General features: G+C 52.1%; 19 protein-coding genes and 1 pseudogene. 9 read left to right on the top strand and 11 right to left on the bottom strand.

Annotated features, from left to right (window positions below):
* Nucleotide 1 precedes the first annotated feature (1 nt).
* The 7 genes from RSJ68_10240 to RSJ68_10210 form a co-directional block, all read right to left on the bottom strand.
* Entirely contained in the window at nt 2–1,696 is a 1,695-nt protein-coding gene (locus RSJ68_10240; GenBank protein ID WNU96788.1) for an IgG-binding virulence factor TspB family protein, read from the bottom strand.
* A 344-nt stretch (nt 1,697–2,040) separates the two neighbouring features.
* Nucleotides 2,041–2,352: a hypothetical protein gene (locus tag RSJ68_10235; protein WNU96787.1), complete on the bottom strand. Its 312-nt coding sequence runs from the start codon at nt 2,350–2,352 to the stop codon at nt 2,041–2,043.
* Between the two features lie 15 nt (nt 2,353–2,367).
* A complete protein-coding gene (locus RSJ68_10230) occupies nt 2,368–2,610 on the bottom strand; it encodes a hypothetical protein (GenBank protein WNU96786.1) in 243 nt (80 codons plus the stop codon).
* Between the two features lie 170 nt (nt 2,611–2,780).
* Nucleotides 2,781–2,978, bottom strand: coding sequence for a hypothetical protein (locus tag RSJ68_10225; GenBank protein WNU96785.1), 198 nt, complete (start codon nt 2,976–2,978; stop codon nt 2,781–2,783).
* Nucleotides 2,979–2,982: 4 nt separating this feature from the next.
* Nucleotides 2,983–3,273: a hypothetical protein gene (locus tag RSJ68_10220; protein WNU96784.1), complete on the bottom strand. Its 291-nt coding sequence runs from the start codon at nt 3,271–3,273 to the stop codon at nt 2,983–2,985.
* Between the two features lie 45 nt (nt 3,274–3,318).
* Nucleotides 3,319–4,665, bottom strand: coding sequence for a replication initiation factor domain-containing protein (locus tag RSJ68_10215; GenBank protein WNU96783.1), 1,347 nt, complete (start codon nt 4,663–4,665; stop codon nt 3,319–3,321).
* A gap of 155 nt (nt 4,666–4,820) precedes the next feature.
* Nucleotides 4,821–5,069, bottom strand: coding sequence for a BolA family protein (locus RSJ68_10210; GenBank protein WNU96782.1), 249 nt, complete (start codon nt 5,067–5,069; stop codon nt 4,821–4,823).
* Nucleotides 5,070–5,637: 568 nt separating this feature from the next.
* Here RSJ68_10210 and RSJ68_10205 point away from each other — a divergent pair.
* Both RSJ68_10205 and RSJ68_10200 read left to right on the top strand, forming a co-directional pair.
* The gene (locus tag RSJ68_10205) at nt 5,638–14,934 is read left to right on the top strand and encodes an ESPR-type extended signal peptide-containing protein (protein ID WNU96781.1); all 9,297 of its coding nucleotides are present in this window, start codon (nt 5,638–5,640) and stop codon (nt 14,932–14,934) included.
* A gap of 457 nt (nt 14,935–15,391) precedes the next feature.
* Nucleotides 15,392–15,502, top strand: a pseudogene (locus RSJ68_10200) (IS5/IS1182 family transposase).
* Between the two features lie 850 nt (nt 15,503–16,352).
* Here the strand turns inward: RSJ68_10200 and glmU are convergent.
* The 4 genes from glmU to RSJ68_10180 form a co-directional block, all read right to left on the bottom strand.
* Nucleotides 16,353–17,726 carry a bifunctional UDP-N-acetylglucosamine diphosphorylase/glucosamine-1-phosphate N-acetyltransferase GlmU gene (gene glmU / locus RSJ68_10195; GenBank protein ID WNU96780.1) on the bottom strand — a complete coding sequence of 458 codons (1,374 nt, stop codon included), beginning with the start codon at nt 17,724–17,726 and terminating at the stop codon, nt 16,353–16,355.
* A 113-nt stretch (nt 17,727–17,839) separates the two neighbouring features.
* Nucleotides 17,840–18,031 (bottom strand): hypothetical protein, encoded by a 192-nt coding sequence (locus tag RSJ68_10190; protein WNU96779.1) that lies wholly within the window; start codon nt 18,029–18,031, stop codon nt 17,840–17,842.
* A 108-nt stretch (nt 18,032–18,139) separates the two neighbouring features.
* Nucleotides 18,140–18,430, bottom strand: coding sequence for a spore cortex protein (locus RSJ68_10185; GenBank protein ID WNU96778.1), 291 nt, complete (start codon nt 18,428–18,430; stop codon nt 18,140–18,142).
* Nucleotides 18,431–18,492: 62 nt separating this feature from the next.
* On the bottom strand, nt 18,493–19,149 hold the full coding sequence (locus tag RSJ68_10180; GenBank protein WNU96777.1) for a pyrimidine 5'-nucleotidase: 657 nt from the start codon (nt 19,147–19,149) through the stop codon (nt 18,493–18,495).
* A 62-nt stretch (nt 19,150–19,211) separates the two neighbouring features.
* Here RSJ68_10180 and RSJ68_10175 point away from each other — a divergent pair, with 62 nt between their 5' ends.
* The 7 genes from RSJ68_10175 (at nt 19,212) to RSJ68_10145 (ending at nt 24,862) form a co-directional block, all read left to right on the top strand.
* Nucleotides 19,212–20,213, top strand: a complete 1,002-nt coding sequence (locus tag RSJ68_10175) for a thiamine ABC transporter substrate-binding protein (GenBank protein WNU96776.1) — start codon at nt 19,212–19,214, stop codon at nt 20,211–20,213.
* A 357-nt stretch (nt 20,214–20,570) separates the two neighbouring features.
* On the top strand, nt 20,571–20,819 hold the full coding sequence (locus RSJ68_10170) for a methionine-binding protein (GenBank protein ID WNU96775.1): 249 nt from the start codon (nt 20,571–20,573) through the stop codon (nt 20,817–20,819).
* A gap of 169 nt (nt 20,820–20,988) precedes the next feature.
* A complete protein-coding gene (locus RSJ68_10165; GenBank protein WNU96774.1) occupies nt 20,989–21,939 on the top strand; it encodes an adhesin in 951 nt (316 codons plus the stop codon).
* A 3-nt stretch (nt 21,940–21,942) separates the two neighbouring features.
* Entirely contained in the window at nt 21,943–23,337 is a 1,395-nt protein-coding gene (locus RSJ68_10160) for a MafB family polymorphic toxin (GenBank protein WNU96773.1), read from the top strand.
* A complete protein-coding gene (locus RSJ68_10155; GenBank protein WNU96772.1) occupies nt 23,325–23,555 on the top strand; it encodes a hypothetical protein in 231 nt (76 codons plus the stop codon). Before RSJ68_10160 ends, RSJ68_10155 begins: the two co-directional genes overlap by 13 nt.
* Nucleotides 23,556–23,708: 153 nt before the next feature.
* Nucleotides 23,709–24,446: a polymorphic toxin-type HINT domain-containing protein gene (locus RSJ68_10150; protein ID WNU98392.1), complete on the top strand. Its 738-nt coding sequence runs from the start codon at nt 23,709–23,711 to the stop codon at nt 24,444–24,446.
* Nucleotides 24,443–24,862 carry a DUF4265 domain-containing protein gene (locus RSJ68_10145; protein WNU96771.1) on the top strand — a complete coding sequence of 140 codons (420 nt, stop codon included), beginning with the start codon at nt 24,443–24,445 and terminating at the stop codon, nt 24,860–24,862. Before RSJ68_10150 ends, RSJ68_10145 begins: the two co-directional genes overlap by 4 nt.
* The last annotated feature ends 56 nt before the right edge of the window (nt 24,863–24,918 follow it).

The following is a 24,918-nucleotide window of genomic DNA, read 5'->3' as shown; positions in this document are numbered from 1 at the left end:
CCTATGCGTTATTTCTGACAACTCTGGCCACGAAGAACGAAGCCACCAGCCAAGCCATTGCGATAATAAAGGGGCGCATCATGGCAGCTAAATTACACGCCGGCTCAAGACTGATTTTGTATTCCGCGCCCAACGCCTGAAACGTTACGGGAGCAGGGCATTCGCCATACTCGCTAAAGGTATTGTCAGGTGTGAAGTTCAAATCGATAGTTTCTTGAGGAATCTCTAAATTGGGTTCTTCTTTTTCGGGCAATTCATCACAGGCCAAAATGTTCGGGAACACTTTACAGAGCAAACCTCCGTCCTCCTTTGGCTTATCGTCCTCTTTAGGTCTTTCGTCCTTTTTTGGATAGTCTTTGCCGTCAGGGTCGGGCTTATCGTCGGGTTTTGGTTTGTCTTTGCCGCTAGGGCTGTCGTCGGGGTCGGGTTTAGGGTTGTCCTTCGGATTGTCGTCAGGTGTTTTATTCGGCTGTCCATCGGGTTTGCCATTATCGCCCGGTGTTGTTGTAGGGGTTGTTGCAGGCGGAGGGACGGGAGCAGGCGTGTAATTCGGAGCGGCAGGACTGCCCGGTGTGAGGTCGGGTCGCGGGGTTACTTTTACGTCTGCCGATGTATTGCCGTCTGAACCTGTTCTAAAATTGATTGTTACCTGTACTGGCTTATTATCAGGTCCGGTTGCAGGGCCGAGGGTTACTACTGTGCCATTCGGTACGGTTGGATTTCCCTGTGATTCGCCCGGAACACTGCCATCTTGATTTGCGGTTGCGTTGACATATTTAGACGGGCTGGCGTCTGCCGACGGTTGGACGGCTTTATCAAATACGCTTTGCGGTATGGGCTCTTTGACTTTGGGTACTCGTTCCATTACACGTGTTTCCGATGTGGTCGTTTTGCCCGGACTCAAAAAACCGACTTCCTTCAAAACATTAAACTCAACCTCACAGGTATCTTTTCTTGCGTTGAATTTTGCGTCTTTTTTACTAAAACGGTCGGGATATTCAAAACCGAAATGCTGAACATCTAATTTAGAACACAGTTTTTTATTGATTTCGGCATCTGATGGATTGGGTCCCATATCCGCGTATACGGCTTTTGGATTCATGACTGTTTCTTGAACTCGCTGGTCGGTACATACGCCCGAACTTGCCACGCAATAGACATAGGTTACGGGCTTGACGAAGTCTTCGTATTTTTCGTCATAGTAATAGCCTTCGCTAGCTGCGTGCGGGGCGGCAAGGTCATATGCTGTCAGAGCCGCGGTTATTGCCCACCCGGCGGGACCGCCTAAAAGACCTGCACCGAGTTTGCCCGCGGCGCGTTGGACGGCGTATTTGCCGCCTAATCTTGCACGGGATAGGAGGTTTCGGAAGACTGTGGATTTGGAGACGCGGCTTTCGATGGTCGTAGAAATTTTAGATGATGAAGTTAATCCTGTTCTAGCATGGCGAACTCTTAAGTCTTGCCCATCAAAACTAGCATATTGTCCAGTATGACTATCAAATACCCCCTGCCAAACTCTACCATGTTTATAGGGGGTACTCTTATTAATTCCCCTAATGCCTTTATATCGACCATCATCATAGACTTCGACTCGTTCAAAATGTCCAACAGGTCCTTCAGCAAAGGCTTTAACTGATATAAATAGACTACAACATAGAATAATCTTTAAAAAACTTCGTTCTTGGATGTGATACATAACATTTAGCTTCATCTAATTTAATTAGCAGAGTCGAAGCATCGGGAAACTGAATTTCTATAAAATCACTATCATATCTATGAAAGAAATTTCTAAAAATATCAAAAGAAAAAGGAGCTTTAAAAACACCTTTTCTCATCAATTCCCTGTAATAAATCAACGCCTGCGGCAAGTCCCTGTAAACATGTGAACCAGTTTGAAACTGAATTAAATGGTATTCTGAAATAAACATAATCCTAACTTTCGTAACGGTTGCAGAAAGTCGGGATTATACCCTTTTTGAATATCAAAAAAATATCAGCGATGCCAAACAGACCGCGCCGAATCCGTATAAAAACCAAAAGTCAATCATCGCCACCACCTTGATGCTCCGTAACCGATTCAATCAGCCGTTTTATCATCCTGATACCGAATACGAGCACCAATAAGACGATGAACGGCGCGCCGACCAATACGCCGAATTGTATTTGTTCGGCTATGTCGCATTGCGGGAAGCTCAAATTGATTTTCTGCTCGTTCAAATACCAGTCTTTGCCGTTTTTGTAAGGGCGTACGACTTTGACATCCGCCGTTACGGTAGGTAGGACTTGAGACAATACATAGTCATGCGCTTCTTCCGTTGTAGAAAAGCATTGCAATCCGACGCGATACCCCATGTCCTACCCTTTCAGTTATTTGGCCGTTTTAACCATGCTGAAGGCCATGCGGAAGCCTTGCATCAACACGATAACCGACAGAACGGCAGCACCGATTGCGGATACCATTACGGCAAATTTTGCAATCTCGGTGGCAGCGGTCGTACCGATACCGGACAAATCGACGCCGTCGGCAGCAGCCAAAGCGGAAGCGGTTGTCAGGGCTGTTGCAGCAATAACTTTATTGCCATATTTTTTTGCTACGTTTAAGAGTTTCATAGCGTTTTCCTTTCAATAAGGGTTGATAAAAAAGTGATGCGGTTGTTTTGAGACTGACCGCAAGTCTTTTAACCGTACAGGTACCAAACTGATGCAATTAAAACCAGTAGGAAAAAAACCAACCCGCCCAAACTTAATTTGAATGAGAGGGGCACTTTCTGTTTCATTTTTCAATCTTTCAAAAATCCGAATACGACAAATTCGTATTGATTGCCGATTTCTTCTAAGCCGGCGTTCACGGCTTCTTCGAAGTCGTAGAAATAATCGGCGTTCGTGATTAATTTTGTATGTCCGATGTCGCCCGTTTCAGGGGAGAGATACAGAAAGTCCCCTGTTGATACGGACTGGACAACATAGACTTTCTGCATTCAATCAGCCTTTCTTAACGGCTTGAAAACCGATGACTTTCAGTTTTTGAGTCTTGCCCGTAGTGACGATTTCTACGTTTAGGTTTGCTTCGATCGGAAATTGGGCGTTTCGGAACTGCTCGAAATTTGCAGAGCCGCCAAAATCGTATTCAGTGGTAGAACTGCCCAATGCGTTACCTTGGGAGCTGTCTAAGGGCGTGGCGACAATCAGGCGGCAATAATCGAAGTTCTTGCCTTCGATTTGTCCGCTGAATTTTTTAACGCCGACGATGTGGCCTTGAAGTTGGATATTCATTTTTTGGTTTCCTTGTGTGATTAAACGTCTTTGCGGGCAGACGCTTTAAGCCCATGAAAACGGTAATCTTGCGAATTTGTCGTAGATAAAGTTGTTGTAGCTTTCTTCATTTGTGACGTCTTTTTGCTGCTCAAGCTGCTTTTCAAGATTCTCGTAATATGCGTACATATCGAAAGGGTCTTTATACGGTTTGAATGCAGGCTGCTCATGAATGGCTTGGGCTTTCAAAAAGGCGCAGTCATAGGCTTCGGGTGCCAAAGACTTTGGCAGCTTGTGATGATTCGGCTCAATCAGTTCAAACAGTTTGGCTTTGTCCAATTCGGGAAAAATGAATTTCAGACCATTCGCCGCACGTCCGAACTGCTTCTTCACCCATTCAAGGTAACGGTCGGCTGAAATGACCTTATCTTCCTTAACCGCGTGTATGCGCGTTGCCTTTTGTGCGAAGCGTTCGCAAATCGGATATGCACCGCCGAAATATTCACCCGGATTCTGCAAAACTTCGAAAGGGATAACGATGTCTTTTGCTTTGAATTCAATTTCAAAGCGCGTCCATTTGCTTGTTTTATCGCCCAACTGCTTGCCTTTTTCATAGACGCGAACGTATTTGGACGATTCACGGGAGCCGATACCGTAGGTCTTGCCTTTAGTCATTTTGGCTTCGTCGTCTTCTTCCCAGTCGGAACCCAAACATTCGCCTTTTGGTTTGACGTGATGGCAGGTAAACAGACCTTTATTACGGTCTTCACGGGCTTGGTTCGGGCTGTATTCGCCGTTAAAAAAGTCTTTGGCTACGTCAACGCGGGTTATTTTTGGGCGGATTGCATTGGTCAGGAATGCGAAAAGTCGGGATTCCCAGCCTTCTTTTGCGACGCCGCAACCTGTGCCGGTGAGTTCGAAAAGAATGGTATTTTGTTGGCCGCCAAAATGGACGCGACCGTACAGGGCGTCTTCCGAACCCATCAACCAGCAACGCTCATAGAAACGACCGCCCGAACCTTTGGACTCTTTGTAGATACCGAAACCGAAAACTTCTTCGGCGAGCATGGAGGCAGCGCGGATGAAATCTTCGTCTTCCAAAAGGCTTACACGGACACCGTATTTGTCGAAAAAGGTTTTTTCGTGAAATGAAAAACTGATTTGGTCGATAAAGGCTGAATCGGATACACCGCGACGGAGCGGAACGCCTAAGAGGTTGCCTTTACCGTCTAAGATATAGGTTTCGTAACATTCAAAGGCTTCTTGGAATGTGCCGACGTCTTCGGATTCTGTACCCCCCCTGTTAGATAAGGGGGGAAGATTTGAAGCGTCTGCCGCCGCCTTGCCGTCCGCTTGCGCGTCCGCCATGTCGGCGGCAAACGCTTTCTTGATATCTTCCATCTTGTCTTTCATAGCGGTACCCCTTAAACGACGGGCAACAAAAAAGCCCTGTTACTTTCAAAGTAAAAGGGCGTTAAATATTGTTAGCCGTCCCTTTGGGATGGCAATATATAAGGTCGTCTGAAACGTTTTCAGACGACCTTCTTCTTGCCTGCTGTACGGTTGGCTTATTGCTGCTTCGCCGCCCATTCCGCAGGGGTGGCGGCAACGGAAATCGACAGCGCGTGCAATTCGTTGCTGGCCAATTGCGCCTTCAGACCGTCTTTAATCAGGCGGTGGCGGGCGAGGCGGGCTTTGCCTTCAAACTCGGAAGAGACGATGACGGCGAAGAAGTGATGTCCGTCGCCTTCGACTTCGACGTGTTCGCAAGCGGCGACGCCTTCAATCAGCGATTTGACTTGTTCTGGGGTAAGCATTTGTATTCCTTGTTTCAAAAACATAGCGGCATTATACAGAATAATGCCGCTTAACATCGCCAACTTGCTGAAGATGGTATCCGAAACATCATTCATTAATATTTAATAAGCATAAGTTTTACAGAGGTCGTCTGAAACGTTTTCAGACGACCTCTTTTCTTATTTTGGATTCCGGATACTTAAAAATATCATTTTTTCAGTACGGATAAATTCAGGAAAAGGGTTTTGGCATATAAATTGCTTTCAAATAAAAGATAAAGTTTCACTTTAATTGCAAAATAAAGTTAAGAAAATAGAAGATATCAAAGATAAGCGGATATATAAATAGCCAAAAGGTCGATAAACGAGGCTTGGGAGATTGTTATCTTAGGTATAGATAAATTCTGAAATTTGTTCGAAAGTGACAATATCCGTCATATCCGTTGAATGATTTTTGCAATTGAAATATCGGTATCGAATACGGTGTTTTCATTTTCAGTGTTGGTCCGGAATTTTAAAAATCAGGTACTTCCGAAAACCAATAATATATTAAATTTATTTGTTTAACATTTTAAAACAGAGAGACAGCATGAATAAAATCTATCGTGTCGTATGGAACGAAACCACACAGACGTGGAACGCGGTGGCAGAATTCGCCAAAGCGCATGGGAAAACGGCTTCATCAGGTATAGGCGGCATCGTTGCCTCCGCAGGCGTGCGCTTCGCGTTTACCGCCATTATGTCCGGTCTGCTGCTTGCAAGCGGTCAAGTTATGGCGGCAGAAAATAACGGACAAACCCTTGCCAACGGCAAAACCGTCGCTGAAGCTGTCGAAGGTACCGACTACAACACCTGCTATTTCGATACCGTCAGCTACAACGTGGTTTGCGGCGACGAGACTACGAAAGCTTCAGATGTCATACCCGGAACCATACCCAAACAAGGCAAATCCGTCGTGATGGGACAAGGGGCATCTTCCAAAGGGGAAACCAATGTCGTTATCGGTGCCAATTCTTCCACTGCAGGTCCGAGTGATGAGCCGTCCCGTGCAACCGGTGCAATTGCCATTGGTGCGGCGGCAAGTGCCAACCACAATCAATCTATCGCCATGGGTCAGACGGCATCAGCAAAAGGTGAGGCTGATGTCAGTATCGGGAAATTGGCAGGCGATACCGTTTCTTCCGGCGGCCGCAATATTTCCATTGGCGAGAGCGCACTGAAAGGCGGTTCGGGAGTCAATAATGTCATCGCCATCGGTTCGTCGGCGGGCGTTGATTCCAACAGCAGCCATTCTGTTTACATCGGTACCGGTGCGACAGGTTCGGAGCCTAAAAACATTTCCATCGGATACCTGGCCAAAACCAAAAGCGGCAGTATCGCAGTCGGCGACAGCTCGAATGCGCAGGGCAGTTCCTCCGTTGCGATTGGTACCAGCTCCGTTGTAACCGATATCGCAGGCAACGGTGTTGCAATCGGTTTTAACTCCACTACTTCGGGATTGAGTGCCGTCGCTATCGGCGGTTCGAGTTCATCCGGCAGAGGTGCCAAAGCATCAGGTCCTGCCAGCTTGGCAATAATGGGTACTGCCGTGGCTTCAGCGCAACGGGCGATTGCTGTGGGTGAGTTGGCTGCAGGTTCGGGAGCTTACGGTGTTGCCATCGGCGGTAAAGCAAATGCACAGGGCACGTCCTCCATCGCGATTGGCGGCGGTCAGGCGGCGGATAAAGGGGCGACTGCGGTTGGTCATTACTCAACAGCCATCGGCTATGGAGCCAAAGCAGGCAATTCGGATGCCATCGCCATCGGTTCGGCCGCAAATGCTACCCCAAAAGATACTACTGCCGTCGGTAAAAACAGCACGGCAAACGGCCTGCGCGCCACAGCCTTAGGCGTGGACAGCAATGCAGGTGCTGAAAACGCCTTGGCTGCCGGTCCGCAAACCACTGCTTCTGCCAAAGGCGCGATTGCTGTCGGTTTTGCCACTCAGGCAACCGGTATGAGCAGCGTCGCAGTCGGTAAAGAAGCGACTGCTACTGCAGAAACTTCTACTTCGCTCGGACAAAACAGCCAAGCCACCGCCAACAACGCCGTTGCCATCGGTAACAAAGCCGTAGCGGCAGGTACGGGCAATATCGTAGTAGGTACGAACGCAGGTGTTTACGATGCTGCCGTTTCCGCAGGACGCACAGTCGGCGCGGACACCGTCTATATCGGCGCGGACAGCGGTCGCAATGCCTATACCAACGAACGCCAAATCTCCATCGGTAAAGGTACGGGCAACAACGCTACCGGCGTAGACAATATTGCCCTCGGCTTGCGTTCCGGCGCATTCGTGTCCGGTGCGAACAACGTCGCTATCGGTAGGGAAGCAGGCATGGGTACGGATGCCCAAAAACTGAACGTCACTTCCACTGTCGCCATCGGTGAAGCTGCAAAAGGCAGCTTCAGCAACACCGTCGCCATCGGTAAAACGGCCTTGGCAGAAAAAGAATCCGCAGTTGCCGTCGGTATGGTTTCCAAAGCCAGCGGCGACAATTCCGTCGCCATCGGTAAGACTGCCAATGCCAGCGCACACGAAACCGTAGCCATCGGTCACGAGACTGTTGCCGGAGCCGTTTCTTCCGTCGCGGTGGGTCAGCGTGCCAACGCATCGGGCAGTGAGGCGGTCGCATTGGGTATCGATTCTAATGCCTCCGGTCGTTTTGCCGTAGCCATCGGTAACATGGCAAAGGTAACCGACAGCAAGCTCAACGGCATTGCCATCGGCAGCAACGCTGTCGCTTCAGAAGACTATGCAATGGCGATGGGTCTTGACACCCAAGCAACGGGCAACAGCTCGATTGCCTTTGGTAATACGACTAAAGCACTCGCAGCAGAAGCTATTGCTATCGGTCATTCCGCCAATGCTGCGGAAGGCAATACTGTCGCCTTGGGTGTATCTGCGGCTTCGGCAAAAGCAGGTGCGGTTACTTTGGGTGCATACACCAAAGCTGATGCTGTCAAAGCACTTGCCTTGGGTTACGAATCCCATGCCGTCAATGAAAACGATGTTGCTTTGGGTGGCGGCAGTTTGACCGAAGCGCACCACAGTGGCGATTACACACTGAACGGTAACTACACAGCCGCCGGTACATGGTCTTACGGTACGGTTTCCGTCGGTAAAGTCGATGCAACCACCCCCGCCAACAACTTTACCCGTCAAATTCAAAACGTCTCTGCGGGTGTTATCAGCGCAACCAGCACCGACGCCATCAACGGCAGCCAGCTTTACGCGACCAATTCTTACCTGCTCAACTTGGGTAACAACGTCAAAAACGCCTTGGGTGGCAGTACCCAAATCGACGATGCAGGCAATCTGACCCTGAACAATTTGGGCGGTACAGGCAAAGCCAATGTTCACGACGCTTTGGAAGCGATGAACAACAAAATCGACCAATTAGGCGGCGGCAGCTCCAGCCATTTTTACAGCGTTAATACGGCCTCTGATACCCGAGGCAACTACAACAATAACGGCGCAACCGGATTGGATGCTCTGGCAGCAGGCGCAGATGCCCAAGCTGCGGGCGAATTTGCCGTAGCCGTCGGTACGGGCGCGCAGGCGGTAATTTCCAACTCTATCGCCATTGGTAAAAACGCTACTGTCAACGAAGACACGGCATCCGATGCGAGTGTCAACGGTTTGACTAAAGGTGAAGGCTCCGTCGCCATCGGTGCGAACACCAAAGCCAGCGGCACCAACGCTACCGCCGTCGGTCAAGCGTCCAACGCCTATGGTCAAAACTCCTTCGCAGGCGGTCAGTCTTCCAAAGCATTGGGCAAATCCAGCGTAGCGGTCGGTGACGGCGCAATCGCCAACCAAGATTCCGCCACCGCAATCGGCGCATACAGCCAGTCCACGGCGGCAGGTGCGACCGCGTTGGGGCACAATACCCGCGCAACTGCTTTCGGTACTGTCGCGGCAGGCCGCCAAAGCAAAGCTTCTGCCAGCAATGCCTTAGCATTGGGTAACGAAGCAGACGCACAAGGGGAAGATGCCATCGCCATCGGCTACAACGCCCAAGCCACGCAAAACCGTGCCGTAGCCTTCGGTAAAAACGCCAAAGCCACCGCAGGCGACACCTTTGCCTTCGGCGATGCGGCAAAAGCCTCTGCAAGCAACGCTATTGCGCTCGGTAAAAACGCCAATGCTGCTCATGCAGACTCCATCGCATTGGGTGCCAATTCCGCAACTGAAGCAGCCGTTCAGACGACCTCTGCTACCGTTGGCGGCCTGACCTTCGGCAACTTCGCAGGTAACGCACCTTCATCCACACTCAGCATCGGCACGGCAGGCAAAGAGCGTACGATTACCAACGTCGCCGCAGGCCGCATCAGCGACAGCAGCACCGATGCCATCAACGGCAGCCAGCTTTATGCGACTCAAAACGTCATGAACAACATCGGTAAGAGCGCAGTCGGCGTATTGGGTGGAAACGCAGCCATTACGAATGACGGCACTATTAAGATGACTAACATCGGCGGTACGGGTGAAAGCACTATTCATGATGCCATTGCTTCCATCAACAACGCCTCTTACAAGTCGTTCAAGCTGAATACGGCTAAAACCAACAATACCAATGGTGTTGCTGAAAACTATTCTTTGGAAGAAATTACCAATGGTGCGACCATTACGTTGGAAGCAGGTCAAAATATCCGTTTGAGCCAAAATAAAGGCGCAGTCAGCATCAATACCGTTGATAATCCGACTTTTGCCGGCAAGATTACGGCAAATGGCGGCTTGGATATGGCAAACAACAAAATTATCAATGTTGCCAAAGGTACAGAGGCGTCTGATGCAGTGAATTTTGAGCAGTTATCGGATGCAATTAAAAACGTCCATGTAACTACATTGACTACGGTTAGTAATTCAACACCGTTCTCCTATATTGGTTCCAACGGCAAAATGTTGAGACGCGAAGTAACCGTTGATCCGCTTACGCAAACACGCACCGTTAAGTTTGTCGATGTAGAGGATAACTCTGTCTATACAGGCAATGACGTAACCATTGCCGCATTGAATCCGACCGACCCTCAAACTTCGACTCCGACGACTATCGGTAACGTTAAAGATGGACAGAAGCAAAACGATGCGGTAAACGTATCCCAGCTTGACAAAGTTGCCAAAGCACTTGGCACGAAGGTTAATCCTGCCGACGGTACTATTACTGCACCGGATTACACAGTTATTTCAGGTAATCCGGATAATAGCAGCGTAGCGACTTACCATACTGTCGGAGAAGCATTAAGTGCGTTAAGCGATGCAGTACGCACTCCTCTGACGTTTGCCGCTGATGCCGGGACGCCCTCAACTCGACGTTTGGGCAGCACTGTGACTGTTAAAGGCGGTGAGGCAGATGAAGCTAAACTGTCCGACAGTAACAACATCGGCGTGGTTTCAGACGACACGACCGGCACGCTCAACGTCAAACTGGCGAAAGAGCTGAAAGGTCTGACCTCGTCTGAATTCGTCGACGCAGCAGGCGGCAAAACCACCGTTTCTGCAGACGGCGTGACCGTCGGCACGGCGGCAAATCCCGTCAAACTGACGACCGAAGGTCTGTCTAACGGCGGTAAGAAAGTAACCGACATCGCTGCCGGTGTGAACAATACCGACGCCGTCAACGTCAGCCAGCTCACTCCGTTGGCAACCGCATTGGGCGCAACCGTCAATCCGACTACCGGCGCGGTTGAAGTACCGAATCTGGTCGTAACCAAAACCGACGGTACGCAGGCCGCACCTGTCAACACCGTACAAGGCGCGTTGGACAACATCGGTACCGAGCTGCAAAAAGGCCTGACTTTCGGCGGTGACAACGCAGACAAGAATTTCGAGCGCAAACTCGGCAACCAAGTCTTGGTTAAAGGCGGTGCGGATGCGGCGAAACTGTCCGACAACAACATCGGCGTGGTTTCAGACGACCTTAACGGTACGCTCAACGTCAAACTTGCCAAAGATTTGCAAGGTTTGAACAGCGCGCGGTTCGATACCGACGGCAGCTCCACGACCATCAATGGCGGCAACGTTACCTTGGTTGGAAAAGACGGTGAAGTCAACGCTTCGACAGCCGAAGGCAATACTTTGACCGACAAGGCAGGCAATACCACCAAATCCGTCGCGGGCAATATCGAACTGACCGAAGCGAGCGGCAATACCAACTTGCTGAACGCAAAAGGCATCGAATTGAGCAATACCGACGGCGGCCACAGCGCGTTCAAAGCCGACGGCAGCAGCATTTCCGACAAAGACGGCAACAAAGTCGACACTACGGCAACCGGCATCATCCTGACGCCGGCACCAAACAGCGGCAAACAAGCTGTCAGCCTGACCAAAGACGGTTTGGACAACGGCGGCAATAAAATCTCCAACGTCGCCGCAGGCGAGGCAGATACTGATGCCGTCAACGTTGCCCAGTTAAAAGCCAATTCAGGTCGTGTGGAAAGCGGCGACGACAACATCGTCGTTGAAACCGACAAAACAGGCGGTTCTAACGTTTACAAAGTTTCTACCGCTAAAGACCTGAAGGCTGACAGCCTGACCGCAGGCGAGACCGTTGTGAACAACAACGGCGTCAAAGTCGGCGACAAAGTGGCGCTGGGCAAAGACGGTCTGAAAGCAGGCGATGTGAACATCACTGCCGACGGTATCAATGCAGGCAACAAAGCCATCAGCAACGTAGCCAAAGGTGTGAAAGCCACCGACGCCGTCAACGTCGCCCAGCTGAACGAACAACTCGCCGCCACCGAAAAAACCACCACCGTCGTTGCCGGTAAGAACGTGACCGTCAGCGAAAAAGTGGACGGCAACAACACCGAGTACACGGTTAACGCCGACAAGACCACCCTCAGCCAAGCGGCGGGCGGTGCGGTTAAAGTCAGCGAAGGTGCGAAAGACGCCGACGGTGTTACCGATTACACGCTGGATTTGACTGACGAAGCCAAAGCCGACATCGCCAAAGGCGTCGCGGCGAAAGACGCGGTGGACAACAAAGGCCTGACCTTTGCCGCCGACAACGGCACGACCGGTGCGAAGAAACTGGGTGACAGCCTGAGCGTCAAAGGCGACGGCAACATCCTGACCCGCGCCGACGAAAACGGCATCGGCTTCTCGCTGGCCGACAAGATTACCGTCGGCAAAGCCGGCAACGGCAACAAACCGCTCGTAATCGACGGTACCGCCGGTCTGATTTCCGGTCTGAGCAACACCACCCTGGGCGGTGCGGACTTTGCCACTAAAGGCCAAGCCGCAAGCGAAGAGCAGTTGAACGCAGCCCAAGCCAACCTGGAGAAAATCCTCGGCGGTAACGCGGCCAACAACAAAGGCAACGTGACCACTACCGACATCGGCGGTACCGGCAAAGACAACGTCCACGACGCCATTGCCGCAGTGAAAGAAACTGCCGACAAAGGCTGGAACCTGAACGCCAACGACGAAACCTCGTCTGAAAAAATCGGCGCAGGCGACACCGTAACCTTCAAAGAAGGCAAAAACGTCAAAGTCAGCCGCGACGGTAAGAACATCACCGTAGCGACTTCAGACGACGTCTCCTTCGACAAAGTGACCGTAGGCGGCAGCGTTCTGACCGACAACGGACTGACTGTGGGCAACGGCAAGGCAGGCAAACCTGTCAGCCTGACCAAAGACGGTCTGAACAACGGCGGCAACAAAGTCACCGACATCGCTGCAGGCGAAGCCGACACTGACGCAGTGAACGTTGCACAGCTCAAAGCAGCCGCGGCGAAAGCCACGTCCAAAGTGGACAGCGGCAATGACAACATCGTCGTCACACCAGAGCAAAATGCCGACGGCAGCACCACTTACAAAGTGGCGACCGCGCCCAACCTCAAAGCCGACAGCTTCACCGCAGGCGATACCGTTGTGAACAACGACGGCGTCAAAGTCGGCGATAAAGTGGCATTGGGCAAAGACGGTCTGAAAGCAGGCGATGTGAACATCACCGCCGACGGCATCAACGCAGGCAACAAAGCCATCAGCAACGTTGCCGCCGGTGTGAAAGACACCGATGCCGCCAACGTCGGACAGTTGAACCGTCTGACTGCCGCCGCCAAGACCGAAGTCGAAGCCGGTACCAACATTGCAAGCGTTACCGGCAAACAGGGTGCGAACGGTCAAACCGTTTACACCGTCAACGCAGACGGCGCGAGCGTCTCCGCAGGTTCCGACAACATCGTCGTGACCAAAGGCAACAAAGACGCCGACAACGTAACCGACTACGCCGTTGACCTGTCTAAAGCCGTCAAAGCCGACATCGCCAAAGGCGTCGCGGCGAAAGACGCGGTGGACAATAAAGGCATCAGCTTCGCAGGCGACAGCGGTACGACCGTTGCCAACAAACTGGGCGATACCGTCGCCGTTAAAGGCGATGCCAACATCACCACCACCGCAGGCGCGAACGGCATTCAGGTCGGCCTCAACAAAGACCTGAAAGTCGACAGCGTCAAAGCAGGCGATACGGTTGTGAACAACAACGGCGTCAACGTCGGCGACAAAGTGGCGCTGGGCAAAGACGGTCTGAAAGCAGGCGATGTCAACATCACTGCCGACGGTATCAACGCAGGCGGTAAGAAAGTAACCGGCGTCGCCGCAGGCACCGTCGCCGCAGGCAGCACCGATGCCGTCAACGGCGGACAACTGCACCGGGTTTACGAACTGATCGGCAGCAACGGCGGCAACGTCAACACCGCACCGCCGTCAGTCGAAGCAGACGGCAAAGCAGGCTTGGGTAATATCAAAAACATTACCCTGGTGGACAACAGCAACAATCCGAACGTGACCAACGTCACGAACGAGACCAAGATTGCCCAGTCCAACGGTTACAGCCTCGTGACCTACAACGTCGAAGACCAAGGCATGTACGTGACCAACAACGTCATCGAAGCCGTAGGCCGTATGAACGAACAAGGCATCAAGTTCTTCCATACCAACGACGGCGAAGTGAACCCCGACGTACAGGCACGCAACGGCGAAGACTCCAGCGCGAGCGGCGCATACGCCACGGCGGTCGGCTTCCAGGCCGCCTCCAAAGGCACCAACGCCATCGCCATCGGTAAAGGCGCCAAAGCCAACGCCGAGAACACCATCGCCATCGGTACCGGCAACATCGTCAGCGGCAAAAACTCCGGCGCCATCGGTGACCCGACCGTAGTAAGCGGCAACAGCTCTTACTCCATCGGTAACAACAACAACGTATCCGCCGACAACGCCTACGCATTGGGCAGCAACATCAAAGCCACAGTCAACGACTCCGTCTACCTCGGCGACCGCGCCCAAACCCAAGGCATCCGTACGGCTGATGCGGCCAAAGGCGAAGCCTATACCTACGGCGGCCTGAACGACAAAGCCGTGGCAGGCAAAGCAGGTTCGGCTGCCGCCGCGAACAAAGTCGCCGGCGTCGTTACCGTCGGCAACGGCACGGACGAGACCCGTCAGGTACAAGGTGTGGCGGCAGGTGTGGTATCGGCGGATTCGACCGATGCGATCAACGGCAGCCAGTTGTATTACACCAACCAGGCGATTAACCAAAGCGTGACCAACATCGGCAATTACGTGGTGAACATGGGCAACCAAATCAACCAACGTATTGACAATGTGGAAAGCGACTCCAAAGCCGGTACCGCAGCAGCCATGGCGGTCGCCGGTCTGCCGCAAGCCTACCTGCCGGGTAAGAGCATGATGGCGGTTGCAGGCGGCGTTTACCGCGGTGAAAGCGGCTACGCAGTCGGCTTCTCCAGCATCTCCGACGGCGGCAACTGGGTCATCAAAGGTACCGCTACCGGAAACTCGCGCGGCCACTACGGCGCGACCGCAGGTGTCGGCTACCAATGGTAATCCTGACCTAAAGCTGTTTGAAGGCAAAGCAAAGGTCGTCTGAAAACCCGAAACAGGGTTTTCAGACGACCTTTTTCTATTTTCTATATAGATTGAATGGGACGGGAATTGCTTTCCGAACATGTTCGGTTTCGCAAACACTTGATTAAAACAAAACGCTAAGGTTTTTTCAGACGACCCGTAGCGTGGTCTCTGCCACGAAATGAATATAAAGATAACGCCCAGTTCAGATTGTCGGACAGCGGGTTCGCGGGCAAAGCCCACGCTACGGATTGGGGTTATTCCTAGCCCGTTGGTTAAAAAGGTCGTCTGAAAACGGGGGAGCGAGTTTGTTTCTCCCAAACTCAAATCTCAAAGTTTTCAGACGACCTTGTTTTAACTTGCAACCTGCTCCCACTACCGTCCGGCGGGAGAGGGCTGGGGAGAGGGGGGGGTGCGGATTGCACGAATTTGATTTTATAGTGGATTAAATTTAAATCAGGACAAGGCGACGAAGCCGCAGACAGTACAAATAGTACGGCAAGGCGAGGCAACGCCGTACTGGTTTAAATTTAATCCACTATACCTAAACCTCAGAAACCACCCCCATCCTAACCTTCCCCCGCCAGACGGGGGAAGGGACAGGTTGCCGTTGCCGCAACGGGTAGCGTGGGCTTTGCCCACGAGATAAATGCCGAAATCGATATCCATTCGGCTGTTGTCTGATTTGGATTGTCAGGTGGTAGGTTTTGTGGGCAAAGCCCACGCTACTTGAGTTATCACAAGTCTGTTTTGATTGAGTAAAAGGTCGTCTGAAAAAATCGGGAACGAGTTTCTTTAAAACCCAAATCTCAAAGTTTTCAGACGACCTTGTTTTAACTTGCAACCCGCCTCCCTCTCCCGTCCGGCGGGAGAGGGCTGGGGAGAGGGTGGCTCTACGGTTCGCACGAATTTTATTACCTAAAGTCACAAAGCCACCCCCATCCTAACCTTCCCCCGCCGGACGGGGGAAGGGACAGGTTGCTGTTGCTGCAACGAGTAGCGTGGGCTTTGCCCGCGAGATAAATGACGAAATCGATGTCCATTCGGCTGTTGTCTGATTTGAATTGTCAGATGGTAGATTTCGTGGGCGCAGCCCACGCTACTTGGGTTATCTCAAGTCTGTATTGATTGAATAAACGAGGTCGTCTGAAAACGGGGATGAACGAGTTTCTCCAAAACTCAAATCCCAAAGTTTTCAGACGACCTCGTTTTTATCTGCAACCTGCCCCCTCTCCCGTCTGGCGGGAGAGGGTTGGGAAGAGGGTGGCTCTACGGGTTGTACGAATTTGATTTGACCTAAAGTCGCAAAGCCACCCCCATCCTAACCTTCCCCCGCCGGACGGGGGAAGGGACAGATTGCTGTTGCTGCAACGAGTTGCGCAGGGCGGTTTACTGCTTTATTTCTTATCGCCTTTTTCGGGGCGCACCCAGCCTTCGATGACGGTTTGGCGGGCGCGGGCGAGGGCGAGTTTGTTGTCTTCGACGTTTTTGGTAATCGTGCTGCCTGCTCCTGTCGTAACTTTGTTGCCGAGTTTGACGGGGGCGACTAAGACGCAGTTGGAGCCGATGCGGACTTCGTCGCCGATGACGGTTTTGTATTTGTTCACGCCGTCGTAGTTGGCGATGATTGTGCCTGCGCCGAAGTTGGTTTTGCTGCCGACTTCGGCGTCGCCGATGTAGGTGAGGTGGTTGGCTTTGGTGCCTTTGCGGATGACGGCGTTTTTGATTTCGACGAAGTTGCCGACGTGTACGTCGTCTGAAAGGCGGGCTTGCGGACGCAGGCGGGCGTAAGGGCCGATTTGGTTGTTTTGTCCGATTTCGCAGTCTTCGAAGTGGGAGAAGGGGGCGATTTTGCTGTTTGCGCCGATTTTGGCGTTTTTGATGACGCAGTTTGCGCCGATTTCGACGTTGTCGCCGATTTCGATGTCACCTTCGAGGACGACGTTGACGTCAATCACGACGTCTTGTCCGTGTTTCAGACGACCCCTTAAGTCGAAGCGGGCGGGGTCGCGCAGGGTAACGCCTGCTTTGAGCAGGGCTTGCGCCTGTTCGGTTTGGAAGATGCGTTCGAGTTCGGCGAGCTGGAGTTTGTTGTTCACGCCGGCGGCGAGGTGGGAGGCGCGCACTTGGACGGGATGGACTTTGATGCCGTCGGCAACGGCTTTGGCGATGAGGTCGGTCAGGTAGTATTCGCCTTGGGCGTTGTTGCTGGAGAGGCTGTTCAGCCAGTTTTCCAGTTTGGCGTTGGGCAGGACGAGGATGCCTGTGTTGATTTCGCGGACGGCTTTTTGGGTGGCGTCGGCGTCTTTTTCTTCAACGATGGCGGTTACGCTGCCTTGGCTGTCGCGGATGATGCGGCCCAAGCCGGTCGGGTCGGCGGGAACGTCGGTCAACAGGCCGACTTCGCTGCCGGCGGCTTCGAGCAGGGTTTCGAGGGTAGCGGTGTCAATCAGGGGGACGTCGCCGTACAACACCAGCGTGCGTCCTTCGGCGGAAAGGTGCGGCAGGGCGGTTTTGACGGCGTGGCCGGTGCCGAGCTGTTCGGTTTGTTCGACCCAGACGACGTCGCGTTTGACGGTGTCCAAAACTTGGTCTTTGCCGTGTCCGATGACGACGCAGATGTTTTGCGGATTCAGCGCGGCGGCAGTGTCGATAACGCGCTCGACCATGGGCTTGCCGCCGACGCGGTGCAGCACTTTGGGCATTTTGGAATACATGCGCGTGCCTTTGCCGGCGGCGAGGATGACGATGTTGAGGGGTGTGGCGGACATGATGGGCTTTCTCGAATGCAATGTTGATGAAAGGGGTATTTAGGGGTCGTCTGAACGGGATTTTGGGGTTTCAGACGACCTTTTTATTTGGGTTTGGTGTGCGGACGTGGGGATTATGGTTTATTGGGTTTGGGGTTCCAGCGGTACGAGTCGGCATGGCTGCCGTGTTCCAAGCGGTCGAGTGTGGTCGGCTTCAGGGGCGTGCGCGCAGATGTGTCGGCGGGACGGCTGTCGAAGTCGTAGCGGTCTGTGGTGCAGCCGCTCAGGATGGTGGCGGTAACGAAAATCAGGGCGAGGGGGCGCATGGTTTTCTCCTTTTTGAAAGACGGCAGATATGGGACGAACGGGATGGCGGTTATGTTTGAGGTCGTCTGAAACGGAAAAAACGGTTTCAGACGACCTCTGCGGGCGGATTATTCTTCAGTTTGCGTTTCGGGCGCGGCGTGTCCGGCGCCTTGGGGTTTGTTCCATGTCGTGCCGCGTACGTTTTCTTGGTCGCCGTGCAGCGGTTTGAGGGTGCGGCGTTCGGGGCGGTATTGGTTGTAACGCATATCGCGGGAGTAGGTGCCGTCTTCGTAATAGATGCGCGTGCCTTTTTCGTATTTGGGGCGCAGGGAGGTGTGGCCGGATTCGTTTTGGTAGGTTTCCCAAGTACAGCCGGTCAGGGCGGCTGCGGCGGCGAGGATGAGGGCGGTGTATCGCATGATGGTTGTCCTTGTGGTCGGGCGGATTTGTGCCGTTGTTCAAACCCGATATTGTAAAGGTTTCAGACGAGTACCGACAGTTTTTCGGCACATTCGGCGAGCGCCTGCATATCTTTTGCAACGGCGTCGGTAAAGGGCAGGGGATGGGCTTTGCTGCCGAACCATACGGTTTTCATGCCCAGCTCTTTGGCTTGGTGCAGGTTGTCCGCGCTGTCGTCGATCATGATGCACTGTTCGGGCGCAACGTCGAGCAGGCGGCAGACGGTCAGGTAGGCTTGCGGGTCGGGCTTGTAGCGCAGCCCGAAGTCGTCCGTGCCGAGAAGTGCGTCAAAACGGTTTTCCAAACCTAATGCCCCGATGATGGCGCGGACGTAAAACGAAGGGCCGTTGGAAAAAACGGCTTTGCGTCCTTTCAGACGACCTAAAACGCTTTCGGTTCCCTCCATGCCCTCCAATTTTGCCAAGATTTGCGCGATGGGATGGCTTTCGCGCAGAAACTCGCGGATGTCGATTTCGGGATGGTGGATTTGCAGGCCGGCAAGCGTCGCGCCGTATCGGTGCCAATAGTCCTGACGCAGGTCGGATGCCGCTTCTTCGGAGAGCTTGAGGCGTTGTGCCATGTAGTCGGTCATGGCGCGGTTGATGATGTAGAAAATGCCTGCATCGGCGTTGTGCAGCGTGTTGTCGAGGTCAAAGAGCCAAACGGGGGAAAGGTTCATGTCGTGTGTTGGTGCGGATTTTGTTATGATGTGTCGTATTTTACCCGTACAAAGGTTAGAGAATGAAACTGAAATTATCCGCCCTCGCCCTCTTGCTGGCTTCGGCAAACTTATCTGCCCAGACCGAAGTGCGCCTTGCCGTGCACAAATCCTTCAGCCTGCCCCAATCCGTCATCGCGCAGTTTGAAAAAGCCAACGACGCCAAAGTCTCCGTCATCAAGGCGGGCAGCGGCAACGAAATGCTCAACAAGCTGATTCTCAGCAAGGCCAACCCGATTGCCGACGCGGTTTACGGTTTGGACAACGCCAACATCGGCAAAGCGCGCGAAGCAGGCATACTGGCGGCGGCGCAGCCCAAATCCGCGCCCGTTTCAGCGGGGATGCCCGTCATCGCGGCAGTGAATTACGGCTACGTTACCCTCAACTACGACAAAAAATGGTTTGAACAGAAAAAACTGCCGCTGCCCAAAACCTTGCAGGACTTGACCCGCCCAGAATATAAAAACCTGCTGGTTACGCCCTCGCCCGCCACCTCCTCGCCCGGACTTGCCTTCCTGATGGCGAACATCGGCGGCATGGGCGAAGAGGGCGCGTTCAAATGGTGGGCGCAGATGCGTCAAAATGGCGTAAAAGTCGCCAAAGGCTGGAGTGAAGCCTATTACACCGACTTCACCCAAAACGGCGGCGCCTACCCGCTTGTCGTCAGCTATGCCGCCAGCCCCGCCGCCGAAGTCCACTACTCCAAAGGCAAATACAGCGTGCCGCCGACCGGTAACCTCTTCCTCAAAGGCGGCGTGTTCCGCCAAGTCGAAGGCGCGGCAGTCTTGAAGGGCGCGAAACAGCCCGAGCTGGCAGCGAAACTCGTACAGTGGCTGCAAAGCGGCGAAGTACAAAAAGCCCTGCCGACCGAAATGTGGGTCTATCCCGCCGTGAAAAACACGCCGCTGCCCAAAGTCTTCGAGTTCGCCCAAGCCCCGAAACACACCGACTCGCCCAGCCGCAACGACATCGACATCAAACAGAAACAATGGGTCAGCCGCTGGACGAAGACCGTGTTAAGGTAAGCGGGAAGGTCGTCTGAAAATCCGCCGCCCCATCCTGTCGGCCGGATATAGTCAAATGACTTTATTTTCGATACGCAACTTATCGGGTACCGTCCTTCCCGCCCCCGCCTACGCGAGGACAGGCTACGGCGGAAATCCATTTTTGAAATTTGGAAACTGTTTTTCAAATCAAGGTTTCTCAAGTTTTTCGATGGATTCCCGCCTTCGCGGGAATGACGGAATTTGACGATATGCCGTATTTAAAGTTAAGGATATTGGCGATAAAAAGGGTCGTCTGAAAACCCCAAAACGGTTTCAAACTGATCGAAACCACGTTTCAGACGACCCTTACCGTTTCGTTTTGAATGAAGGAAACCCATGAAGAAGCCCCTGCTCTACGCCTTCACGCTGACCGCACTTGGCGGCTGTTTCTACACCGAAACCCCATACGGGCGCACCGCCGTCCTCGACCTGCCCGTCCATTCCCAAACCACCATCAACAAAACCGTTACCGTCAACGCCCCGCCGGGGACGACCGTCATCTATCAGGACAGCGAGCCGGTACACCGCTACGGCTATCCCTACCCGCCTTACCCGCGCCCGTATCCCGCGCGTCGGGTTTATTAAGATCAAAAGGTCGTCTGAAAAATTAATTTCTGCTTTCAGACGACATTATCCTTTTGTCCTTCAAATATACCGTTTAAGTTGTTCTTTACATTTTTTGTTTAAAATTAAATTAAACTAAGGAAGGTTAACCGACCTCCGTTTTTTTAATACGCAAAATCTAAGGAACAACATGAAAATTCTTCTCTCTACACTTACCCTATCCGCCCTCCTGCTCACCGGCTGCGGTACACTGACCGGCATTCCTTCACACGGCGGCGGCAAACGCTTTGCCGTCGAACAAGAACTCGTCGCCGCTTCGTCCCGTGCCGCCGTCAAAGAAATGGATCTGTCTGCCCTGAAAGGCCGAAAAGTCGCCCTTTACGTTTCTACCATGGGCGATCAAGGATCGGGCAACATTACCGGCGGACGCTACTCCATCGACGCATTGATTCGCGGCGGCTACCAAAACAACCCCGACAGCGCCACCCAATACACCTATCCCACCTACGATACTACTGCCACTACCAAAGCCGATGCGCTCTCCAGCGTTACCACTTCCACATCGCTTTTGAACGCCCCCGCTGCCGCCCTGACCAGAAACAACGGACGCAAAGGCGAACGGTCTGCCGGACTGTCCGTCAACGGCATGGGCGACTACCGCAACGAAACCCTGATTACCAACCCCCGCGACGTTTCCTTCCTGACCAACCTCGTCCAAACCATCTTCTACCTGCGCGGCATAGAAGTCGTACCGCCCGAATACGCCGACACCGACGTATTCGTAACCGTCGACGTATTCGGCACCATCCGCAGCCGTACCGAACTGCACATCTACAACGCCGAAACCCTTAAAGCCCAAACCAAGCTCGAGTATTTCGCCGTTGACCGCAACAGCCGGAAACTGCTGATCAAACCTACCTCTGCCGCCTACGAATCCCAATACAAAGAAAAATACGCCCTTTGGACCGGTCCTTACAAAGTCAGCAAAACCGTCAAAGCTTCAGACGGCCTGATGGTCGATTTCTCCGACATCACCCCCTACGGCGACACAACCGCCCAAAACCGCCCCGACTTCAAACAAGGCAATGCCCAAAACCTTGATGTCAGCGACGAAGTCATCCGCCGCCGTGAAGGAGAATAAACCGTGAAACCGCTGCGCAGACTGACAAACCTCCTTGCCGCCTGCGCCGTAACGGCGGCTGCCTTCGGGCAGCCCGCCCTCGCGGCGGACTTAAGGAACGACCCTGTAGTGCAGGATTTGCTCCGACGGGAGAATTTCGACCCCGGCAAAAAATTCCACCTCTTCGGCAAAGCACGCGGAACCGTGGCCGAGCGTACCGGACTGATGACCATTTCGCCCACCATCACACAGCGGTTGGGCAATTTACAGATGGAAACCGCAACCATCTTCAGTAATCCCGGATATATCGTCCGCTTTTCCGGACACGGACATGAAGTCCATTCCCCGTTTGACAACAGTGCCAGCAAAAGCGACAGTTGGACAGGCGGCAAAGTAACCGACGGTACGGGCATGACCTTTGCCAGCATGTCATGGGACGGCTACGAACACCACCCTGCCGACGGTTACGACGGCCCGCAGGGAGGCGGCTACCCCGCACCTCACGGCGCCCGGGATATTTACTCCTACGTTGCCAAAGGCCAGGTAAGGAGGCAGACTGTTGTTCACGACGACAACCGTTCGACGCAGCAACGGTTTGCGGACAGATTCGGCAACATACCGAAAAATTTTTCCGACCGTGCCGGAGAAGCCAATAAAAAAATGTTCGAACACAACCCCGGGCTCAACCGCTGGGGTAACAGCATGGAATTTATCAATGGTGTCGCCGCAGGTGCCCTCAATCCCTTTCTCAGCGCCGGAGAAGCCATCGGCGTAGGCGATGCAGTTCAAGGGACGGGTTTTGCCATCGATATGGCGACTGCAGCGGCCATCAGCACCATGTCGCCGGACAACGCCATTGCCGCCATCGACCATTTGAGGAGTTTGGCAAAATCGGAAGAAAAAATCGGCAAAACTGTCCGCGATTGGACGGCGGAAAATCCCAATGCCGCCGAAACCGTCGAAGCCGCCTTCAACGTTGCCGCCCCCGCCAAAGCCGCAAAGTTGGCAAAGGCGGCAAAACCGGGGAAAGCCGCGGTTAGTGGAGATTTCTCTGCTGCCACACAAGCCAAATACAAGCAATATGGGGATGCGCATTCTGCCAATGCCCAATCGGCATTAGCTAAGAAATTGTCAGGTTTGGAAGGTGCTCAAAATAGTGCGTCTAGGACAAAAACTTTACCTGATGGGAGAATCAGGTATTATGAAGCTGAGCGATTTGCTAGAACCGAGGGAAGAACGAGGGGTAATAGCTTTGTTACAGAATATAATCCTAAAACAGGCAGTACCCGACAATGGATGGAAAGTTATGATCATAGCGGGAACGTAACTATGGTTCATCCTAAATCAATTAACGGACAAAGTGTAACCTCTCAGCATTATCCACCAACAAAGCAGGAATTAGATTCATGGAAAAAATAACTCAACAATACGCATATTCTGAACTACTCAGATTGTTCAATCAAAATGCTTCGGATGAAAAAATTGCGAATCTTGCTTTTGATTTTCTGTATGCTTGGTCAAAAGATAATTCTCCAGAATCGCGTAATATAATCTATGATTTAGCACTTATCGGTGAACCGGGTATGGAACTGACCCGTAATGACATAAAAGAATTGATTGACAGTTTAATTGAGTAAGCATAGGTTGGGCTGAAAATTCCACAATCGAAAGGTCGTCTGAAAATGTGTTTAATTTTCAGACGACCTTCCTTCAATTTAAATGAGATATCGGATTTCGATCCAACCTACGTTTTCTCAACATCCTACACCTGCTCCTTCCACGGCAGCACCTTGGTCAAAACGGCAGACGGCTACAAAGCCATTGCCCGTATCCGGGCCGGCGACCGCGTTTTTGCCAAGGACGAGGCAAGCGGAGAAACGGGATACAAACCCGTTACCGCCCAATACGGCAATCCGTATCAAGAAACCGTTTACGTTGAAGTTTCAGACGGCCTCGGTAAAATACAAACCCTCGTTTCCAACCGCATCCACCCGTTTTATTCGGACGGCAAATGGATTAAAGCGGAAGATTTGAAAGCGGGAAGCAGGCTGTTTGCCGAAAACGGTGCAGGGCAGACCGTTCAGAGCGTTACCGTCAAACAAGAACCGCTGCAAGCCTACAATCTGACCGTTGCCGACTGGCATACTTACTTCGTCAAGGGCGATAAGGCGGAAACGGAAGGGGTTTGGGTTCATAATGAGTGTCCGTATGGCGGTTCAAATAATTTAGAGAAAGCAAAACTTCGCGCGGAACGGCTCAGTAAAAACGATCGGGCAGGAAAAGACTTTACTAAAGCGGGAAAAGAAGCCGTTATTGATTTGAATAGGATTCAAAATAATGGTCAAGTTAAGTGCGCTAATTGCGGTATTGAAACAATTCCAGCCAAACAATCTATAAAAAATACCTCTCCTACTTCAAATGAAAGACAAGTGGATCATGTCATCCCTAAATCTAAGGGTGGTCAAGGTACACCTAAAAACGGGCAGGTATTATGCAGAGGCTGCAACATTAAGAAGAGTAACAAATGAAATCGAAACTTACTGTCGTCTATTACGATTTGGAAAGCAATATTGCAGAAGAAATACTGTTAGGAAACATAATGCCTGATGGAAATTTTCTTATTCAAGAGATTCCTCTTTTCGCACCGAATTTGGCTTTAAACGACATTGTTGCCATAGAACGTGAGGATAAAATGCTGTTTTTCGACCACTTGATAAAAGCTTCAGGAAATACCACGATAAACATCGTTGTTTTGGATCATTTCCCAAAGGACTTATTGGCAGCCATAGAAGAACACAGTGGTAAAATCAGAAAAAATGGAGAGAATTATTTATCGGTTAATTTTCCGCCCAAAAAATATGATTTTGATTTAAAAGAAATTTTAAATAGATATGAGGAAGCAAATATCCTCAGCTACAGGGAAGCTTGTTTGGGCTCCTCTTAATCGATCTATAAGTAAGAGTGGATTACGTTAGATTGTAAACCTAACGATTAAAAGGT

Source organism: Neisseria sp. DTU_2020_1000833_1_SI_GRL_NUU_006 (assembly GCA_032388755.1).
Taxonomy (GTDB): domain Bacteria; phylum Pseudomonadota; class Gammaproteobacteria; order Burkholderiales; family Neisseriaceae; genus Neisseria; species Neisseria sicca_C.
The sequence above is the reverse complement of the archived record's forward strand: the minus strand, read 5'-3'. Positions and strand labels throughout refer to the sequence as shown.

Excerpts from the sequence above, each read along its gene's own strand:
- RSJ68_10240 (WNU96788.1), bottom strand. The coding sequence starts at position 1,696 with ATGTATCACATCCAAGAACGAAGTTTTTTAAAGATTATTCTATGTTGT.
- RSJ68_10235 (WNU96787.1), bottom strand. The coding sequence starts at position 2,352 with ATGGGGTATCGCGTCGGATTGCAATGCTTTTCTACAACGGAAGAAGCG.
- RSJ68_10230 (WNU96786.1), bottom strand. The coding sequence starts at position 2,610 with ATGAAACTCTTAAACGTAGCAAAAAAATATGGCAATAAAGTTATTGCT.
- RSJ68_10225 (WNU96785.1), bottom strand. The coding sequence starts at position 2,978 with ATGCAGAAAGTCTATGTTGTCCAGTCCGTATCAACAGGGGACTTTCTG.
- RSJ68_10220 (WNU96784.1), bottom strand. The coding sequence starts at position 3,273 with ATGAATATCCAACTTCAAGGCCACATCGTCGGCGTTAAAAAATTCAGC.
- RSJ68_10215 (WNU96783.1), bottom strand. The coding sequence starts at position 4,665 with ATGAAAGACAAGATGGAAGATATCAAGAAAGCGTTTGCCGCCGACATG.
- RSJ68_10210 (WNU96782.1), bottom strand. The coding sequence starts at position 5,069 with ATGCTTACCCCAGAACAAGTCAAATCGCTGATTGAAGGCGTCGCCGCT.
- RSJ68_10205 (WNU96781.1), top strand. The coding sequence starts at position 5,638 with ATGAATAAAATCTATCGTGTCGTATGGAACGAAACCACACAGACGTGG.
- glmU (WNU96780.1), bottom strand. The coding sequence starts at position 17,726 with ATGTCCGCCACACCCCTCAACATCGTCATCCTCGCCGCCGGCAAAGGC.
- RSJ68_10190 (WNU96779.1), bottom strand. The coding sequence starts at position 18,031 with ATGCGCCCCCTCGCCCTGATTTTCGTTACCGCCACCATCCTGAGCGGC.
- RSJ68_10185 (WNU96778.1), bottom strand. The coding sequence starts at position 18,430 with ATGCGATACACCGCCCTCATCCTCGCCGCCGCAGCCGCCCTGACCGGC.
- RSJ68_10180 (WNU96777.1), bottom strand. The coding sequence starts at position 19,149 with ATGAACCTTTCCCCCGTTTGGCTCTTTGACCTCGACAACACGCTGCAC.
- RSJ68_10175 (WNU96776.1), top strand. The coding sequence starts at position 19,212 with ATGAAACTGAAATTATCCGCCCTCGCCCTCTTGCTGGCTTCGGCAAAC.
- RSJ68_10170 (WNU96775.1), top strand. The coding sequence starts at position 20,571 with ATGAAGAAGCCCCTGCTCTACGCCTTCACGCTGACCGCACTTGGCGGC.
- RSJ68_10165 (WNU96774.1), top strand. The coding sequence starts at position 20,989 with ATGAAAATTCTTCTCTCTACACTTACCCTATCCGCCCTCCTGCTCACC.
- RSJ68_10155 (WNU96772.1), top strand. The coding sequence starts at position 23,325 with ATGGAAAAAATAACTCAACAATACGCATATTCTGAACTACTCAGATTG.
- RSJ68_10145 (WNU96771.1), top strand. The coding sequence starts at position 24,443 with ATGAAATCGAAACTTACTGTCGTCTATTACGATTTGGAAAGCAATATT.